The sequence below is a fragment of the Nocardioides sp. BE266 genome, from assembly GCF_031457855.1.
Taxonomy (GTDB): Bacteria; Actinomycetota; Actinomycetes; order Propionibacteriales; family Nocardioidaceae; genus Nocardioides.
In genome coordinates this window covers 47,161-65,798 of record NZ_JAURTI010000007.1, presented here as the reverse complement: position 1 = coordinate 65,798, position 18,638 = coordinate 47,161, and the positions used below count along the sequence as shown (strand labels likewise).

The following is an 18,638-nucleotide window of genomic DNA, read 5'->3' as shown; positions in this document are numbered from 1 at the left end:
ACCTCATCGCGCAGGCCCACCCGGCTCAGCCATCGACGCGACCGGCTGCTGTGGAGGGGACGCCGGCCTCATGGGCGCGAGACCCGGCCGGCCACGTAGCGCCTGCGCGGTCTGCCATGCCTTGACCTCCAGGCTCGGGTGAGTGTCGAGCCAACCGTTCAGCGCACCGGCCGCTCGGGCACTCATCTCCCGCGCGGACTCGGTGTACCTCGAGTCGTGCGCCTGGCGGTGGTAGCGCCGCTGCGCACGCGCGACGAGAACAGCAGCGCCTGCATCGAGGTAGCCACGGGAGCGGTCGTCGACGTCGAGAACCACCGAGTCGTGGCGGTTTCCCTCGGAGTACACGAGAATGACGCGTTCGGAGCAGTGGTCCGTCTGCCGCTCACAGATGAAGGTGAACTGGTCAGGCAGCCGCAGGTTCTCCAACGCCGTGCGCTGGTGGTCGGTGTAGTTGCGGATCCGCATCGGTGCCTCCTGGTTGTGACCGGCCGTCCGAGTGGCGTCCGGTGCTCGGGTTTCGCCCTTCGGCTTGGTCGGCGCCTCGACTGCCGCCTGGCCGAGGTAGTGGTCCTCGAGTAGTTCGAGGAGATCGGCCGGCTCTTGGTCGAGCACGGCCGAGAGCGCCCGCTCGTGCAGCTCGAGCCGCTCGGCGTCGAGGCCCGCTTTCTTCTGCTCCCAGGCCGGGAGCACGCCGCTGGCGTCGAAGGCCTCGAGCTCGCGGAGATACGCCTCCTGGCGAGTCGTGAGCGGCTTGCCTTCGACGATCGGCCCACAGCCGATGGCCTCCGCACTGGCTGCGAACCGCGGGTACGTCCTGCTGTGATCGCGAAACCGCTGCCGCCACTCGACGAGCTGCTCGCGAACCTCGTCGGGCACCTCCTTGGCGATCGCCTCGATGTCCGACCAGCTGATGACCTCCCGCGGGCGGTGCCAGCCGACGGAGACGCCGAACCCGAGCCCGTCGCCCTCCGACCAGTCCGCGATCCGCTCCCCCGTCTCGGGGTCCTGGTGATGGGTGGCGGACCAGGAGTCCCGGACGCGGGAGACCTCCGAGGGGTCGAGGAGGATCGATGTCAGCGACCAGTGCGACCACAGCCGCAGCAGCTGGTGCTGGCGCCGACGAGACGTCACCAGGGTCGGTTGAGTGCTCACCGTGCCGCTCCCTGCTGACCGATACCGATTCTCGGCGCGAGGGCGGCGCGATCCTCGGGCCGTGCGACGCTGACGTCCGGTGGCCTCAGCGCCGGCCGTTGACTTGCGACGGCGCTCAGCCCGAGCTCGATCGATCGGCGGCTGTGCATCCACGCGTCCAGGTCGATACCGAGCGCGGCCGCCGCTTGTTCATCGGTTCCGGGGACCGGTCGCTCGTGGTTGTTGAGTTGGAGCGACACCCCGCCGTCTGAGTGGCGAGTCAACTTGACCGCAGCGGGCTTGGCCTGTGGTGCTCCCTGGCCATCGGCCGGGCTCGCCTCGATCTGCACCGACACCTCGCCCGCTGACCCGGTCATCGGCCGGCGGTAAGTGATCCTCCCCCTGCTCCAGGCAACCGCTTGATCCAGGCGCCCGCGGGCGCGGACCGACAAACCGTCGTTCTCCGGACGTGTCGGCGCGGGCGTGCCTGCCTTGAGCCCTTCGAGGATCGATGCAGTGGGGATACCCATGGCCTCGAAGGCTCGGGGGCTGAGGCGGTCCGCCTGGGTCTTGACGAACTCGACCTCGAGCGCGCGCACCGCGTCCTCGCCGAGCTCGCGGACCGCGTACTCGCGGGTCCCGTCATCCTGACCGGACATCACTGCTCACCGCCAGCGCTGTCCGCGAAGTCGAAGCAGCGCCGGACCGCCGCCCACCCCGCTCTTGTCCACCAGGGTCGTGCCCACGGGTAGGGACTCCAGCTGTCCGCGCGTGTGCACGATGTCGCGGTCTGAGTCCTGGCCGGTCGACATCACGCGACCTGGCTGCCGGCCGGCTCAGCACCGGTGGCGGTGTCCTCGGAGGCGCTGGAGTCGTCTCCGGTGTCTGCGTCGACCTGCCGCAGCCGCCGGATCGTCGCCTGGTCCAGCCCGGTCAGCTGCACGATCTCTTTGACCGCGAGCTTCTCCGCGAGGAGCCGCTTGATCGCGGCCGCGGCCGCGACCTCGGCGTCCTTGATCGCCTGCTCCGCCTGGGCCCGGTCCTCCCACGCCACCTCGACGTCGACCGACGCCTCGTCGATGCGCCGCTCCCGCGCCAGCTGGTCCGGGTCGAGCCGCAGCCGGCGCTCGCGCGCCGCCTTGAGGCGGGCGTCCCGCGCCCGATCGCGTACCGCCTGTGCCTGATTCGCCTTGCTGCCCACTGGGGACCACCACTTCCTTGCTCGTCCACGTGGTCACGGAATCCACCGCGACCCCCTTACACAGACGAGAAGCAACCGCGACCGCCCCAGATCGGACATCCCGAGACCGACCAATTCCGAACCACCGAAACCCGCGCGACTCACCCGACTTTGAAACTTCCGAACCGCTCACCCCAAACCACGGACCTCATGCATTCCCGGATTGGGTGCCCGGCCGGTGTCCGATTTCGGCTCGCCGTGGTTGCTTCTCAGCAATGTGATGGGTGTGCACAAGCTGACCGCGGGAGACGGGTACACGTACCTGACCCGTCAGGTCGCCGCGCACGATGCGACCGACCGTGGGCACGCCGGATTGGCCGACTACTACGCCGAGAAGGGCGAGTCCCCGGGCCGTTGGTTCGGCGCCGGGCTGTCCGCACTCGACCTCGAAGTCGGCTCGCAAGTCACCGAGAAGCACATGCAGAACCTGTTCGGCGAGGGCCGCCACCCGGACGCCGAACGACTCGAAGAAGCCGCTGAAGCCGCCGGGAAGAGCCTCGTCGAGGCCAAGAAGGCCTCACAGCTCGGGCGCGTTTTCGCTCGCTACCTGGGCAACCAGCCCGAGTTCATCCAGGAGACCGCGCGACGCTACATCGCTTACAACCTGGCCCAGGGGGAGCACTGGAAGACCCCGGTCCCGGCCGAGGAACGTGCCCGGATCCGCACCGAGTTGGGCAACGAGTTCTTCGTCCGCGAGCACGACCGGGAGCCGATCGACGACCGCGAGCGGGCCTCGTTCATGGCCAAGGCCACCCGGCAGCAGACGACCGCCGTGGCCGGCTACGACCTCACCTTCACACCAGTGAAGTCCGTCTCGACACTGTGGGCACTCGCTGACCGGGACGTCGCCAAGGAGATCGAGGCCGCCCACCACGCCGCCGTTGAGGCCACCTTGACGTGGCTTGAGAAGGAGGTCCTGTTCACGCGTCGCGGCCGCGACGGGGTCCAGCAGGTCAAGGCGAAGGGACTGATCGCGGGCATGTTCACCCACCGCGACGCACGCTCGTCCGACCCTCACCTGCACACACATGTCGCGGTCAGCAACAAGGTTAAGGACGAGAACGGCAAGTGGCTCGCGGTCGACGGACGGGTGCTGTTCAAGGCCAACGTCACGCTCTCGGAGATGTACAACACGCTCCTGGAGTCCGAACTGATCGCACGCCTGGGCGTGAGGTTCGAGAACCGCAGCAACGGAGTGAAGAAGGGCGTCGACAAGCGTCCGGTGCGCGAAGTCGTCGGGGTCGACGACCGGCTGGCCAAGACCTGGTCCAAACGCGACACCCAGATCGAGGCCCGCCGCCGCGAACTCGCGGCAGCCTTCCAAGCCGAGCACGGCCGCCCGCCCACCGAAGGCGAGGCCGTCACACTCAAGAAGCAGGCGTGGGAACAGACCCGCCAGGCCAAGCACGCACCCCGCTCGGAGGCCGACCAGCGGACCGCCTGGCGCAGCGAGGCCATCGACATCCTCGGCAGCGAACAGGCCGTCCACGGCATGGTCGACGACTGCCTCGGCCACCGCACCGCCGCCCAAGCCGTCACCGACAAGTGGGTTGATGAGACCGCGCGAGCAGTCGTCGAACGTGTTTCGGAGGACCGGGCAACCTGGCAGATCTGGCACCTGCGTGCCGAGGCACAGCGCCAAGCCCGCTCCCACGGCGTACGACTGCCCGACCTCGATAGCGCCGTAGACCGCGTCGTGGCCACCGCGATGAGGGCGCATTCCATCGCCTTCAACGACCCCGACCCGCTCACCAATGCGGCCACCGCGGCCGCGCGCGACGTCACGATCCCTGAGCCGTTGCAGCGCACCGAGCAAGGCCCCGATGGGGAGGAGGTCGTCAGCGTCTACAGCCTTGCCGGCGCTCGGCAGTACACGTCCCCGGCGGTCGTCGACGCCGAACGGCGCATCGTTGAAGCTGCCAAGCGCACGGGCGGGCGCACGATCAGCGAGGTTCGCGTCGGCATCGCGATCGCCGAAGCCGCCGCCAACAACCTCCAACTCAACGCCGCCCAGCAGTCCCTGGTCCGCGAAATGGCAACCAGCGGCCGCGAGGTTCAACTCGCCCTCGCACCCGCCGGCACCGGGAAGACCACCGCCATGCAGGTCCTCACCAGCGCCTGGCAGGACTCCGGCGGAACCGTCATCGGCCTCGCACCCTCCGCGGTCGCAGCCCAAGAACTCGGTGCCTCCATCAACCCCGACACCGCCGACAGTGCAACCGCAGACGGCAAGGGACGACTCAACGGGCCGTGGCGCCCGGGTCGGAAGAAGGTCCGCTCCGACACCCTTGCCAAGCTCGTGTGGCACGCCAAAAACGGCGGCGCGCCCGCGTGGATGGAACGCATCAACTCCAAGACCCTCGTCCTGGTCGACGAGGCAGGCATGGCCGCCACCACCGACCTGGCGGCCGCGATCGACTACATCACCTCCCGCGGCGGCCAGGTCCGACTCGTCGGGGACGACCGTCAACTCGCCTCGGTCGCCGCCGGCGGCGTACTGCGCGACATCGCCCACCAGATCGGCGCCGTCACCCTCAGCGAAGTACATCGCTTCCGCAACCCCGACGGCAGCCTCAACCACGCCGAAGCCGCCGCCACCCTCGCCCTGCGCGAAGGAGACCCCTCGGCCATCGCGTTCTACGCCGACCGCGGCCGCATCCACGTCGGCGACCTCGGCTCCTGCGCCGACCAGGCCTACGCCGCCTGGGCCGCCGACCGAGCCCGTGGCGAGCCAGACTCCGACTCGATCTTGATCGCACCCACACGCGATCTCGTTGCCGAACTCAACACACGTGCCCGCAACGACCGCCTCGCCGAACTCAACGCGAGCGAGATTGGTCGCGTCCTGACGCTGGCCGACGGCACCAAGGTCTCCGAAGGCGACCGCATCATCACCCGCGAGAACGACCGCCACCTACGTATCAGCCGCACCGACTGGGTGAAGAACGGTGACCGGTGGACCGTCGTCGACGTCAACAGCGACGGCTCCCTAAAGGTCAAGCACGACGCGATCGGGAACACCGTCACCCTGCCCGCCGACTACGTCGCCCAGACCGTCCAACTCGGCTACGCCACCACCGTGCACGGCGCCCAGGGCATCACCACCGGCACCTGCCACGTCGTCCTCACCGGCGATGAGGACCGCAACCTGCTCTACGTCGCGCTCTCCCGCGGCAAGTTCGCCAACCACCTCTACCTCAACGTCGCCAGCGACGGCGACCCCCACAACCTCATCCGGCCCGACGCGCTCATCCCGCCCACCGCGCTCGACCGGATCGCCGACATGCTTCGCCGCGACGGGTCGCCCGTCTCGGCGACCACCGCACTGCGCGAGCAGACCAGCCCGCACCAGCTGCTCGGCGACAGGGCCGCCCGCTACCACGACGCTGTCACCGCCGGCGCCGAACACCTGATCGGTCCCGTCGGCATGGACAAGATCGACAAGCATGCCGAAGCACTCCTCACCGGGCTCACCGAGGCACCCGCATGGCCCACCCTGCGTTCCCACCTCGCACTCATCGCGCTCGACGAGCACAGCCCGCTCAAGCTGCTGACCGCCGCGGTCGGTGCCGGATCGCTGGCCGACGCCCGCGACCCCGCCGCCGTGCTGGACGCCCGCGTCGACGACCTCGTTGCAGAACTCAGCCCCGTCCGGCCACATGACCCCAACACTCCCCCACCCGTCGCCGGGCCGCTCCCATGGCTGCCTGCCATTCCCGCCCGGCTGGCCGGCGCCCACGACTGGGGTCCATTCGCGAGCGCCTACCACCAGCTCGTACACGAACAGATCGACGCCGTCCGCGAGCAGGCACGCGGCTGGACCGGAGCCACCGCACCCGCGTGGGCACAGCCCTTCCTCGAGGAAGAGGACGCCGAACTGCGGGCCGACCTCGCCGTGTGGCGGGCCGTGGCCCGCACCGACGAGAACGACCTGCGACCCACCGGCGACCGCAGGATCGGCGCACCGGGCGCTCACCAGGCCAGACTCAACCGCGCCGTCCGCTCCGCGCGACCGAGTTACCCCTTCTCCCAGCGCAGCTGGTACCAGGCGCTGCCCGAGGTCGTCCGAGCCGACCCATGGATCACTCCCCTGTGCCAGCGCCTCGCCCGACTCGAACGCGCGGGCCTACCCGTGACCGACTACATCAAGGAAGCACTCGCATCCGACCCCACCCGGTGGCCCCAGCAGCCTCCTGCCCGCCCCCTCCCCGATGAGCAGCACGCCGCAGCCCTGTGGTGGCGACTCATGCCACACCTGGGTCCGGCGGCGCTCACCGCCGACGAGCACTCCGCAAACCTGCTCCAGCCCGGCTGGCGGCCCGCCCTGGCCGACCTCGTCGGCACAAGCAAGGCCGACTATCTGCAGAAGGCACCCGCGTGGCCCGCGCTCGTCGCCGCAGTCGACGAGGCATGCCAGCACCACGGCTGGAGCCCGACCGAGATCCTCTCCACCGCCCTCGCCGGCGTACCGCAGGACGGCTCACTCACCGGCGTCGAGATTGCCGACGCGCTCGTGCTGCGCATCGCCATGCTCACCGACCAGCCCACCGACGCGCCACAGCCATACGACGAAGCGCCCTACCCCGAAGGCGACATCCCCGTCGACGTCGACATGCTGCCGCCCGACGACGCCGACGAGTTCATGGCCGCGTTCTACCGCGACCAGCCCGACGACGCCCCGGTGTTCCACTCCCCTGCCGCTGGCGAGCACAACGACCCAGCCGCCGACTCGGTCGACCGGGAGCCGCCCCCGGACGAGTACGACCCGACGCCGCACGACGACGTCTTCCCGTACGTTCCGGATCCCTACGCAACTCCCCTGCCGTGGGAACACGACGACGAGGTCACCGCCGAGAACGCCTTCCCCGACCCCGACCAGCTCCCAGCAGAACGCATCCACGAACTCAACCAGCGGGCCATGGCCTACTTCGAGTCCTGCTACCCCCGCTCGTGGGCACCCGCCTACATGCGCGACCGCATGGGCACCGACCTCGCCGACCACCCGAACAACTACGCCATCGGGTACGCACCAAGCCGTGGCCTGATGCGCCACCTCACCGACCAGGGCGCCACCCTCGGAGAACTCGCGCAGGCCGGCCTCGTCTCCCAGCGCGAACGCGACGACGGCACGACCTATTACCGCGACTTCTTCCGCGACCGACTGGTCATGCCCATCCGTGACCCCCACGACCCCACCGGGCAGGCGATCCTCGGATTCGTTGGTCGGCGCAACCCCACCAAGAGCGACGACGACTTCGCCGGACCCAAGTACCTCAACACCCGCACCACCTCGGTCTTCACCAAGGGCGAGGCCCTTTTCGGGTACGCCGAAGCCCGCGACCTCCTCGCCGGCGGCGCGCTCCGTGTCATCGTCGAAGGACCGATGGACGCCCTGGCCATCACCCTGGGCAGCAACGGCGCCGCCGTCGGCATCGCCCCGATGGGCACCGCCCTCACCATCAACCAGATCAAGCTGCTGCGCGCCAACATCGACATGGTCAATGGCCGCGATCGCATCGCCGTGGGCACCGACTCCGACCCGGCCGGGTGGAAGTCGGCGCAGAAGGCCTTCTGGCACCTCACCGCCGCCGACCTCGACCCCACTCAACTCGAACTGCCCGACGGCCTCGACCCGGCGAAGCTGTTCGAGACCGAGGGCGCCGCCGCGATCGCCGCCGCCATTGAGAACGCCTCACCACTCGGTGATGCGATGATCGACCACCTGCTGCGCACCGCCGGCCACTGGAGCGAGACCGACGTACGACAGAAGGTCATCCACCAGGCGGCCCGCATCCTCGCCTCCCGAGGCTCCGAACGGTGGCTCGACGGATTCGAGCGGCTGCGTCACAAGCTGCACTTCGCTCCCGGCATCCTCGAGCACCAGACCGTCACCGAAAGCATCGACCGCGACCGCAGCCGGCCGGCCTACGCACAAGCCCGCATCGACGAGATCAACGCCGAAGAGCGCAGGAAGGCCGCCAAGACAGACACGCAGTCCCGCCGGCGCGCAGCCGCGAAGCGGCTCGCGGCCACCACCGCCACGCCCCGCCGCGGCGAACCTGGTCTGCCGCCTTCAGGTCCCGATCACACGGGCCCATCCCGCTGACCATCGGGCCGCTCAGAATCGCTCTGACACAACATTGCCCCGCCGAGCGCAGTGAACGGGCCGCAAATTCGACCCGAAAGTTGTCCAGGAAGCGATCTGAGCGCGCTTCGAGCCCCGGCGCGGGGTGCGGGGGCCGATTTCCTACCCGACCCAGAAGGCGGTTCGTTCGCCGCGGCGAACAGTACCGCCGTCGAGAACCGGCGTCTGCCGGAAGCTCTGTTCGGCAGTGTGCGCATCGTCGCCGCGCCACGGGAGATCACCTACCGCCAGCGAGCCTTCGGAGAATGTCCGCGTCGTCGCGGAGCGCGCGTACAAGTCCGGGTCGCTCGGCGGGGTCGGTGTCATAGCCAATCAGGCCGCTATCGGCCAGGTCGGCCGCCGCCCCGAGGTAGCGGGCCAGGCGGTGCAGCAGCGCGGCTGGCGCCAGGACCCATGGCTCGCCTTCGAGGTCGGTAGCCACCTGGTCGGCCACGACAAGGCCGAGGACCCCAATTGCGTGCGCCAGCTGTGCGACCGAGTCGCGAGTGTGCTCGAGGTCGTCACGCTCGACTATCCGTATCCGCATGGCCTCAGCGAGGCCCGCACTGACGCGGCCGGCAAGCCGGACCGGGAGCCGCGCGTCTCGCGGAGCGATGAACAGGTCAGCCCCTGGGGCTTCCTCGACAAGGCTGAACGCAAGAGACTGCGCCAGTCCCCGAACGGCATCGTCGGTTAAGTACGTGCGGGCGGTCGTCTCGTTGACCCGCATCTGGGCGGCCACATACGCCACCCGTTCGTCGATCAACTCGCCGGCGGCGGCTCGGGACATCGACATGCCTAGATCCGACACCGACGCGAGAAGAACCTCGACACGGCTATCACGCCAAGGGCGTCCGGACGTCACGCAGGCCAACGTACCGCCTACACGCTCACCCGGATCGGGCCCGCCGCTGCTCCTCCTCCGCACACGCGAGCGCGTGCAGCCGCGCTACAACTGAAGCGCGCCCGCGCTCGTCAGTCGTCGTATCTCGTAGGAATCCCTGCCGCTCACTACTTTGCCCTCCTGCGGCTATAGGCACGTTGGCTCTAGCCTCGTGTTCGTGCCGAGGAAGAAGAACGACTGGTCTCCGTATTCGATGCCCGCGATCAGGAACCTTCTGTGGGAGTCCCAGATGAGCGAGTGGGATCGCTTCATGGACTTGCTCGAGGCCGGCAAGAGGCCGCGAGGCCTGAGCGACGTGGCGATCGGCGCACGACTGTCGCTCTACCAGGGGGCGGAGTCCATCCGAGCGGCCGAGATGTATTGGGTGCGTCCGGCCATGGCGGAGGCAGCCATGGACGCGTCAACGGACATCCCGTTCTTCAATCCTGCTGTTGAGCGACCAGCCCCTCACGGAGTGATGGCCTTCGAGCGGCCACTTCCTCCGGTCGAGCCGGGGTCCGACGCGCAACCTGCCGACCATTACGCCCCCGGCTGGGCGCCGACGGCACAGCCGGTCGACCTGATCACGTGGTGGAGTTTCGAGGGCAGCCAGGTCTTCTTGATGTGGAGGCGAGACTCAAAGACTTCCCACGGACCGTTCGAGCCGTCAACGGCACTCGTGGTTCCGGAGACGAAGATCGTCGAGTTCGACCAGTTCGCACAGCCTGGCCACCGCGCCTTGCTCGCCATGATCGGGTCAGCGTGGGTGATGATGCAGACCCCAACGGTGGCCGAGAGGCGAGCCGTCACGCCGAGCGGACGGCCGACCGAGCGCGGCCGCCAGGACAAGCTTCCAACCGATGTGACGCTCGTTGACCTGAGGTCCCTTCGCCATGCGTCAACACAGACATCTGAAACCGAGACGGGCCGGACCTACACGCACCGGTTCGTCGTTCGAGGACATTGGAAGCAGGTCGCGCACGGACCAGGCCGGGCCGAGCGACGCCCAGCATGGATCGCGTCATACGTCAAAGGTCCGCCAGACGCTCCGTTTCGGCACACCGAGAAGGTGATGGTCTGGCGGCGTTAGCCGTCACCCGTCGGCGGCGGTCGTCGCCACCTCAGAAGAGCACCATCTGGTCGTCGTCGACTGCGGCCAGCGCCCGGGCTATCCGTTCGCTGTCCCAGCCACCTGTCACGGCGGCCCGCAGCGCGAGCGACCGCCGGTACATCGCCTCCCTCCCGAGCATCCGACCCCGGTAGCCGCGCGAGTCGCGACGGCCGTGCTGCGCGATCCGGGCGAGGTTTGCCGCCTGGGTGGACCCTTCGAGGTGATCGAGCAGCGTGCCGTCGGCGCGTACGCAGATCGGGTTGTCGCACACCACATGCTCGACAACCGGGTGCAGGTCGATCGACACGCCCTCAGCGAGTGCCCACGCGACCCGATGCGGTCGAAGGACGCGCTGTTGCATCTGGTGCGAATAGGGCTCAAAACGCACCCAAAAGCGGCCGTAGCCGTCGTCGCCGATCGCGCCGGTCCAGAGCCAGCAGTCGGCCTCGCGAGGCCCCTTCACGACGTACGACCAGAACCGGTCGATCTCGCTTGCCGTGAGGTGCATGAACCCCACGGTAGACATCGCCACCGACACATTCTCGGCGGCGCGAGGCAGATCAGGTCACGCCGACCGTCCCCCGAGGCCAGCTCGGTGCTCGCGCGACGCTGCCCGGTCGTTCAGCGCCCCGGTGCGCTGTCGGCGGCCCGCATCGTGAACAGGCACCCGTCCGCGGTGTCGGGCGGTCGAGCGCCGCCGGTCGTGCGCTGAAGCGCGGCAGCCTGCAGAACCGGCGTCGAGGCCGCCCGCGCTGATGCCACAGCGTCTTGTGCGGCTGGCTGCTGGTCGAGTAGCTCGAGCAGGTCCACAGGTTCGTCGTCGACGGTGAGCGGGAGCGCGCGCGAGATCGCTGCCTTCTGTCGCTCCCACAGCGCGCCCAGGGCACGGATGTGCTTCCCGTAGACGATGTCCCACTCGGCCTGAACCCGTTGATGTTCGGCGTCAGAATTGAACCGCCGGCGATGTGGCCATCCGCCCCGCTCGTTGCTGTAGTTCCACCAGGCTTGGTTCTCGTCTCGCTCGGCTCGGTCGAGGGTTGTGAGTTCGTCGCGAAGTTCCGGGGGAAGGCTCGCGCCGTACGCCGCGGCTTCGGCCCACGTCACCTTCACGACGACCGTGGGCTTCATTCGCCGCCACGGCTGCTCGCCGCCCGTGGGGCTCTCCGCACCGGCCGCTCGCAGAGCTACGTAGATCTCGGAGTGGTCTTCGAGGCGGACCGCATCGCGGTTGTAGTTGATCCAGCAGCCCGCCCGGCTTGATGAGCGGCCGCCTTCGAGCGTCCCGCGGCGGCGGAGACGGTCAAGGAGTGCGTCGGACGCCATCCCGGTGCCTAGGGCCCCGAGCAACTGCTGTTGGTCGCGGTTCAGCATCCCGGTCTAACCCCAAGGTCCTACCTGGCCGGCGCGGACGAGAGCGAGAGCCGCTGGGTGTCTTCGTCGTGGTGACGCCGCGCGCTGTCGCTGCGGCTCTGGTCGAGGGCGGCAAGCTGGAGGGTCGTGCTGCGCGTGCTCTCCGGGGCGGCCGGGTTCTGGGAGGGGATCCTGGTCGGGTCCGCGTAGTGCTCGTCGAGTTGGTCGACGATGCGAGCACAGACCGCGTTGAGACGAGGGTTGTTCGCGACCTTGTTCTGGGCGTACATGACGCTGGTGTGGTCCTTCCCGAAGTAGCTCGCGATAGCGGGGAGGGTCAGCCCCCCGCGTCGGGCCGCGGTCATGGCCACCGCACGGGCGTCGGTCACCGCCCGGTGACGGTCGGCACTGAGAACCGCATCACGGGTCGTGCCGAAGGACTGGGCGGCGGTGGCGATCGCGATCGCACAGATCCCATCCGGTCCGACGTCGGCCACCTCACCGGATGCGCCTTCAGAAGCGTTGATCTGGGAGGCCAGCGCCAGCGCCAGTGAACGCAGCTGCTCGGCGTTCATCTGGTTGAGCGTGCGCTCGAGGTCGGACTGGTTGGCCTTGGCGACCATCGCAGCGAACGCGGCCGCCTGCTGTTCTGTGACGCCCTCGTCGTCCTGCTCGGGAGCGACGGCGCCGGCCCGCTGCTGCTCGTCGACGAGCCGCAGTCGTCGGCTGCTGTTGTTGGGCGTGGTCATCGCGGGTCACCACCTGTCGTGAAGGTCGTCGGGGTTGGGGTCGGCGGGCGGCGCAGTGGTGGCGGCCGTCGTGACGGCTGCCAGTTCCCCTGCCCGGTCGACGTCGTCCCGGTAGTGCTGCTTGCGGCCAATGCGGACTGGTGTCGAGGCGTGGCTCTCGTCGCGTTCGCGGCGGGGCCGGGGCTGGTGTTTGCCCGGCTGGCAAGCGTCGCCGAGGCGGTCGCGCAGCCGTTCGAGGAACCCTGGTAGCCCGTAGCGGTGCCAATCCTCCAGGGCGGCCGGGGTGACGGCGAAGCTGGTGTAGTAGCGGCTACAGGCGAGCACCGCGATGTCGTGCACCAGGTGCGGGTGCGCGGGCCAGCATTCGGGGATGCCGGGCCGGGTCACGTTCCACAGGTGTTGCTCGTTGACCCACATCGCGACTAGGTCCAGCCACGCCCACAGTTCGGTGCGCATCAGTCCGGTGCACGTGGCGGGGTCCCACGGTCGCGGCATCTGGGCGAGTTCGCGCAGTTCTTCCTCATCGGCGGGCGGTTCGATGGTGGCTTGCTGCAGTTGCTCCATCGCTGTACGGATCGACGGTCCGGGTTCGGGGAACGGGCGGACCATCAGCCCGGCCAGCGGCATCATCCCGTTGCCGGTCGGTCCCGCGCCCCCTGACGTGGCGCGGGAGGCGAACTCGGAGGGGTGAGTGCGGTGCTGTTTGGTCGTCATCTCGTCAGCTCCTCTTCTACTTCGGCATCCCGAGCCGCTGCCGGGTGCGTGCGACCGGCTCGGTCGGCGTCGGGGTGGATTCGATAGGCATCGGCCGGATCGGTTCCCCGTCCGCGCCGCCGTTGTCGTGACTGCGGGCCGCGAGCCTCGCGCGCTTCTGCGCGGCCAGTAGTTCCTTGCCGCGCTTGCCGTCGATGCAGCGGCGCAGGTCCGCGATGATCGGGTCGTACATCTCGGCCAGCACCAGGGCCTTGCGCTGCTCGATGCGACGCAGCTCGGCCGGCTCCAAGATCGGCACCCGCCGCTGGTCGAACGACCGGTCCATCACGCCGAACAGTTCGTGCCCGCGCGAGGAGTATCGGGTCTCGGTGTGGTTCGTCGAGCCGAGCAGGTCGGAGAGCTCCTGGTAGAAGCGGATGTCCTTGCCGCCACCGAACACCACCAGGTTGTTCGACAGTCCGTAGATGGTGCGGGCCTCGTCCTCGCCGTAACAGACCACGAACTGCCGCCACGTCTGGGCGGCGAGGATGAAGGAGAGTCCGAGCGCACGCTCGTTGGCCATGCGGGTCGACAGCGTCGGGATCGGCGCGGTCGAAGGGAGCTCGTCGAGACAGGCGAGGAACGGCGGGCACAACCGCCCGTGCGGGGAGGTCTCCCCCAGCCGCTTGGCCGTGTCGAGGATCTGCTCGGTGACCGCTGTCATCAGCGGTGACGCACTGGCGTAGGGATCGTCGCGCCCCAGGAGGTAGATCGTGCCAACGTCGCGGATCAGCGTCTCGAGGTCGGTGGCCGGACGTGATGCGGACGGCACGCAGCGTTCCCGGATCGAGCGCTGGAAGAACAATGCCATCGCCTGCTGGACGGTCGTGATCGTGTTGCCGGCGGTCCTCTCGTCGCCGTACAGGGCGCCACGCAGCAGCCCGTCCCACAGTGGCTCCGCGGCCGGGTGGGTCCGCAGGATCTCCTCGGCCTGCGGATACTCGCGCGGGCTGGAGACCCACATCAGCACCTCGTCCAGTCCGATGCCGGCGATCGCCGCGGCGTGGAAGTAGGCCTGGAGCACCTTCGCGCACTCGCCCGCGTAGAACCGGGCCGCCTGGTCGGAGGACTGGGATGTCGCGCCCTTGATGGTCCCGTTGGCGAATGCCTTTGCTCGCCGCTCGGCGAGCATCGCGTCCTCGCAACCTGCGATGCAGTCCCACACCAGCTCCGGGGTTCCGGGTGCAGCATTGAACGGGTCCAGCACCGCCACGGGGCCGAGCTTCTGGCGGGCCTCCAAGGTGAGGAACAGGTCCTCGGGCTTGGTCAGCGTTACCAGCGCGGCACCGGGCGCATCGAGCAGCGCGGGCACCAGCAGGTCGAGAGTCTTGCCCGACCCCTGCGGACCGATCACGCACGTTGTCCGGTCGAACGGCACCCACAGTTCGGGTCCGCTTCGGCCGCACTGTCCGAGGCGCCACCCGACGTCGTGAGGCTTCACGTGCTTGAGTGCTGGAGTCATGCTCAGTGGTCCCTTTCCGGGGTCAGTGAGTTCGTCGCCCGGAACGGGCGTAGAGGTCTGGACGGATCACTGCGGCGCTCTTGCGCAGCCGCGGCAACCCGAGCGCCTCGGCGGCCTGCGTCGGCGTGGCTAGTCCGTGGCGGGAACTGGCGCCGGTCGCGTCACGCATCCACATGCCCACCACGACGACAGCACCGAGAACCAGCACCTCACCGACCAGCGTCAGTACCCACATCACCGCATCCGACGGCAACCCAGCGTTGACCCGGTCGGGCAAGCCGACACCGAAGTCGCTGCGCAGCAGCCCTCCGTATGCGTCCAGAAGGTGCCCGTTCGGCAACGCGACCACCCCAGTGGTGGCCCAGCCGACGAGCGCCTGGACTACCAGTGGAGTGATGAGGAAGAAGAAGACGCCGGCCAGGAGAGCCGCCATCTTGAACTCGCCGGCTGTCGGGGCGACGTTGGTGAACCGGGCGCGCCGGGACCGTTCCATACTCATCGCGTCGTCGCCGCCCATGCGGAGGTCGGAGCCTGCCAGCGGTGACACGGGAAGTCGATCGGTCCCCTTGGATCAGGGAGGACTGCGACCGTGTCGATCGGCCAGTCCAGTCGCCCCTGGCCCTCCAGCACCGCGGCCTCGGCCGGACTCGTTGGGTCCGGGCGCACCAGGCCGATGCAGTCGATGTCGGCGTTGAGCAGCGGCCGGCCGCCAAGACTGTTTCCGCCGTGCGAGGTCAAGATCACCCGGCCCTTGTTCAAGGGCAGCAGGCTGAGACGGTCGTCGTCGACTAGGTCCATGTCGTCGATCACGACCAGGCACGTACCCGGAGGACAGGCCGTCCCGACCGGCTGGGTCAGCTGGTCGGGATGCTGCGGCTCGCAGCGGAGGTCTGCCCACTCGCTGGGTGCTTGGGCGTACACGTGGACGTGGCGGCGGGTGCTGGCCAGCCACCACCGGGCAAGGTAGCGGCCGGTGGTGGTCTTTCCGCGGCCGACGTCGCCGACGAGCAGCAGCGGCCGCGCACTGTGGGTGTCGAACCCGGCGGCCTGGCCATCCAGTGTGGTCCCGATGCGTACGTCCATGTTGGAGAGAAGCAACCGCCGCCCGTTCAGATCGGACATCTCAGGCCGCCGAACTATTGATCCCGTTGTTGAGGAAGTTGCCTTCGAAGGAGGTCGGCGGCAGCAGCCAGTGTGCGGTCGCGCCCTTCTCGACCTGGTCGTGGGCGTTGTGCCCGACCGGACCCCAGTTGTCTACCCAGTCCCCGTCACCGAGGTAGATCGCGACGTGGCCGCTGCCGGAGTAAGGCCAGGACACGATTGCTCCCGGAGGCGGCGGCCAACTGGACCCCTGCTGACCCTGCACGACCGACCCGTAGGCACGCTCGCCACCATCGCCGGGCCCGACGTACGCGTTGCCGTAGATCATCATGGAGATCGCGGTGCACGCGTCCGACCAGCCGTCGAAGCCGACGCCCTGGCAGTCGAAACCGGGCACCGAGCACGGTGACGAGTGCTGTTGGGAGAGCTTGATGACCATCTCGGCCCGCTGACGCAGCCGGTTGAGCAGGTCACCGCTCACGCCTCCGGTCTCTTGGCCGGTGGAGCAGCCGGTGTTGCCAACGTTCGTGGTGCCGCCGCCGGTTGCGGCGACCGCTTGACGGGCGGTCTCGAGGTACTGGCGGTAGTCCTCGGCCTCGAACGGGATCCAATCGGCGAACTTCGCTTCCCCCGACCCCGGCCTCGCGGAGTAGAGGTAGAAGGCGTACTGCGCATTGAGGAGCGGGTCGTAGATGTCCGCTGTCGCGTTCCAGCCGGGCACCTTGCCCTTGTGCTGGCCGGAGATCTGCCACAGCCCGTAGTGGGTGCCGTTGATGGCCTTCGGGTTCCAGCTCGACTCCACCCGCGCGATCGCGACCGCGGTGACCAGGTCCTCTCCACGGAAGCCGGCCTGGAATGCGGCCGCGGCCGCGACCTTCGCGGCCTCAAGACCGCTGGCAGCTGCTGCAACGTTCTGGAACGTCGCGCTGAACACGCCTGCCGGGCATGGCGGGCATCCCGCCGGCGTAGTGGTCCCCGGCGGGGTTCCGTTCGGCGAGGTCGCCCCCGGTCCGGTGCCGTTCATGGCCAGGCGGGTGAGCAGGACCGGATGGTCGGTACCTGCCGCGGCGGCACCGATCTCCCACGTCCGTCCCACAGCGGCCGGCGCCTTGTAGAACTGGTAGATCACGCCGCTGTCCTTGGTGTACTTGAATCCGGCGGCCTCCATCCGCGGTGCCGCGGCCTGGGGGCCGTCGCCTGGATGGGAGTTCATGTCACCGCCGAGCAGGACCGGGCCGTACGGCGCCAGCACGTTGGCCAGGTCGACCAGGTAGTCCATGCCGAGGCCGTACTGCTCGGCTCGGGTCATCGGCGGGTTCCCCCACTGACGCGGCACCTTGTAGACGTTGGTCATGTGGTGGGTCGCGATCACCGAGACCACGGCGCCGTCGGCGCTGCGTTGGAACACACCCCAGGTGGCGTAGCGGTCCCACAGGACGTTCTTGCCCTGGAAGACCGCCTGGTCCTTCTCGACGATCTTCACGCGGCCGCCGTCGAGCATCGTCCACGTGTCGGTGCGCCACATGATGGCGTTGTTGATCGACTGGCCGGTGTTGCCGCTACCGACCTTCTGCGGGTCCTTGTAGGCGCCGTAGCCGGGCAGGATGCTCGCGAGCCGGCGAGCCGGGTACTTCCAGATCTCGTTGAGGGTAATGAAGTCCGGAGACGCGGCGTTGTTGATCGCGTGCAGGCCCTTCTCGGCGGCCCACTTGAAGTTCGCATTGGCGATCGTGACTTTCCCGCTGACCCCGGTACCTGGGGTCGCCCGGATCCCGGTGGGCATCTGCCCGAGCACAGCTCCGCTGCCCGACCGGCCCGCCCCAGCGCTGCCGCTAGGGCCCTCGGTCCCAGCGGCACCTGCGCCGAGGGTCGCAGTGGTGTAGACGAACGGGTGGTCGGTGTAGGCGTGCGCGCGGTCGTTGGTGCTCTGGTCGACCACGGTCCCGGAGAACGTGACCGTGGGGCTGCCCATGATCCAGTCGATCTGCTTGTCGGTGGGGTTTGCGGTCGACCACCCGGCGGCCAGCGAAAGGAACAGCCGCTTGAACCGTGTCTTGTCGTTCATGTCGCCGGTCAGGAACAGCGGTGTGTTCGGCTCGGCCGCCTGCAGGTTCGTCAGTGCTGTTGCTTCAGCGCGGACTCCGGCATCGCGCATCGCGTCCGTCCCGCCGACCGCGCCGGCCGGGTTGTGGGTGTTGAGCACCCACAACGACCCGAGGCCCGTCGTGGAGGTGAACCGCGCTAGCGGCACCTGGATCATCGGGCCGCCGTAGCGGATCGACACGTAGCGGGTTTCGTCGAGCTTCCACGCGGCGGGCTGGTAGGCGATCGCGTTCGCCGTCGACGCCTTCCCGCGGCCGTTCTTACCCTTCACGATCGCCCAACCACCATTGGTGGCGTTGAGGAAGGCTTGGGCCTGTTGCGGCTCGAACTCCTGGAATCCGATGATCGATGCCCCCGAGCTGTTGATCTTGGCGACCATGTTCGGCACCCGCTCGTCGTACGGCCGTTCGCCGGGGTGCGGGTTGGTGTTGTAGTGCGAGGCGCCGCGCCAGTTGAGGGTGCCGATCCCCACCGAACCGCCCGTGGTCGAGTTCGCCCCGGTGTTGCACGCGGCCTGCACGGCCTCGATGCTCGCGCTCCCCATGCCCAAGATGAGCAGCATCAGCGGCGCGATCAGCACCAGCGGCAAGCCGAGCAGGACCCCCTTCTTCATGACTGCGGCCTCCCCCAA

General features: G+C 68.8%; 14 protein-coding genes. 2 read left to right on the top strand and 12 right to left on the bottom strand.

Annotated elements, in window-relative coordinates; translation table 11 throughout:
• Positions 1–3: 3 nt before the first annotated feature.
• The 3 genes from J2X46_RS19795 to J2X46_RS19785 form a co-directional block, all read right to left on the bottom strand.
• Positions 4–1,152: a hypothetical protein gene (locus J2X46_RS19795; RefSeq protein ID WP_310253620.1), complete on the bottom strand. Its 1,149-nt coding sequence runs from the start codon at positions 1,150–1,152 to the stop codon at positions 4–6.
• On the bottom strand, positions 1,149–1,790 hold the full coding sequence (locus tag J2X46_RS19790) for a hypothetical protein (RefSeq protein WP_310253618.1): 642 nt from the start codon (positions 1,788–1,790) through the stop codon (positions 1,149–1,151). Before J2X46_RS19790 ends, J2X46_RS19795 begins: the two co-directional genes overlap by 4 nt.
• A gap of 152 nt (positions 1,791–1,942) precedes the next feature.
• On the bottom strand, positions 1,943–2,332 hold the full coding sequence (locus J2X46_RS19785; protein ID WP_310253616.1) for a hypothetical protein: 390 nt from the start codon (positions 2,330–2,332) through the stop codon (positions 1,943–1,945).
• Between the two features lie 259 nt (positions 2,333–2,591).
• Here J2X46_RS19785 and mobF point away from each other — a divergent pair, with 259 nt between their 5' ends.
• Positions 2,592–8,477, top strand: a complete 5,886-nt coding sequence (gene mobF / locus J2X46_RS19780; protein ID WP_310253614.1) for a MobF family relaxase — start codon at positions 2,592–2,594, stop codon at positions 8,475–8,477.
• Positions 8,478–8,733: 256 nt separating this feature from the next.
• Here the strand turns inward: mobF and J2X46_RS19775 are convergent, their stop codons facing one another.
• Positions 8,734–9,360 (bottom strand): hypothetical protein, encoded by a 627-nt coding sequence (locus J2X46_RS19775; RefSeq protein ID WP_310253612.1) that lies wholly within the window; start codon positions 9,358–9,360, stop codon positions 8,734–8,736.
• 196 nt (positions 9,361–9,556) lie between these two features.
• Between J2X46_RS19775 and J2X46_RS19770 the strand changes: the two genes are divergently transcribed.
• Positions 9,557–10,468, top strand: coding sequence for a hypothetical protein (locus J2X46_RS19770; protein WP_310253610.1), 912 nt, complete (start codon positions 9,557–9,559; stop codon positions 10,466–10,468).
• Between the two features lie 31 nt (positions 10,469–10,499).
• Here J2X46_RS19770 and J2X46_RS19765 read toward each other — a convergent pair whose 3' ends face one another.
• From J2X46_RS19765 to J2X46_RS19730, 8 genes are all read right to left on the bottom strand, one after another.
• The gene (locus J2X46_RS19765; RefSeq protein ID WP_310253608.1) at positions 10,500–10,997 is read right to left on the bottom strand and encodes a hypothetical protein; all 498 of its coding nucleotides are present in this window, start codon (positions 10,995–10,997) and stop codon (positions 10,500–10,502) included.
• A gap of 113 nt (positions 10,998–11,110) precedes the next feature.
• Positions 11,111–11,860 (bottom strand): hypothetical protein, encoded by a 750-nt coding sequence (locus tag J2X46_RS19760; protein WP_310253606.1) that lies wholly within the window; start codon positions 11,858–11,860, stop codon positions 11,111–11,113.
• Between the two features lie 20 nt (positions 11,861–11,880).
• Positions 11,881–12,588 (bottom strand): helix-turn-helix domain-containing protein, encoded by a 708-nt coding sequence (locus tag J2X46_RS19755; RefSeq protein ID WP_310253604.1) that lies wholly within the window; start codon positions 12,586–12,588, stop codon positions 11,881–11,883.
• Positions 12,589–12,594: 6 nt separating this feature from the next.
• Complete coding sequence (locus J2X46_RS19750) at positions 12,595–13,302, bottom strand: hypothetical protein (protein ID WP_310253602.1); 708 nt, start codon at positions 13,300–13,302, stop codon at positions 12,595–12,597.
• A gap of 16 nt (positions 13,303–13,318) precedes the next feature.
• Positions 13,319–14,695, bottom strand: coding sequence for a TraM recognition domain-containing protein (locus J2X46_RS19745; RefSeq protein ID WP_310253600.1), 1,377 nt, complete (start codon positions 14,693–14,695; stop codon positions 13,319–13,321).
• Positions 14,696–14,825: 130 nt separating this feature from the next.
• On the bottom strand, positions 14,826–15,320 hold the full coding sequence (locus J2X46_RS19740) for a hypothetical protein (RefSeq protein WP_310253598.1): 495 nt from the start codon (positions 15,318–15,320) through the stop codon (positions 14,826–14,828).
• On the bottom strand, positions 15,299–15,925 hold the full coding sequence (locus J2X46_RS19735) for an ATP-binding protein (RefSeq protein WP_310253597.1): 627 nt from the start codon (positions 15,923–15,925) through the stop codon (positions 15,299–15,301). Before J2X46_RS19735 ends, J2X46_RS19740 begins: the two co-directional genes overlap by 22 nt.
• A gap of 1 nt (position 15,926) precedes the next feature.
• Positions 15,927–18,620 (bottom strand): endonuclease/exonuclease/phosphatase family protein, encoded by a 2,694-nt coding sequence (locus J2X46_RS19730; RefSeq protein WP_310253596.1) that lies wholly within the window; start codon positions 18,618–18,620, stop codon positions 15,927–15,929.
• Positions 18,621–18,638 lie beyond the last annotated feature (18 nt).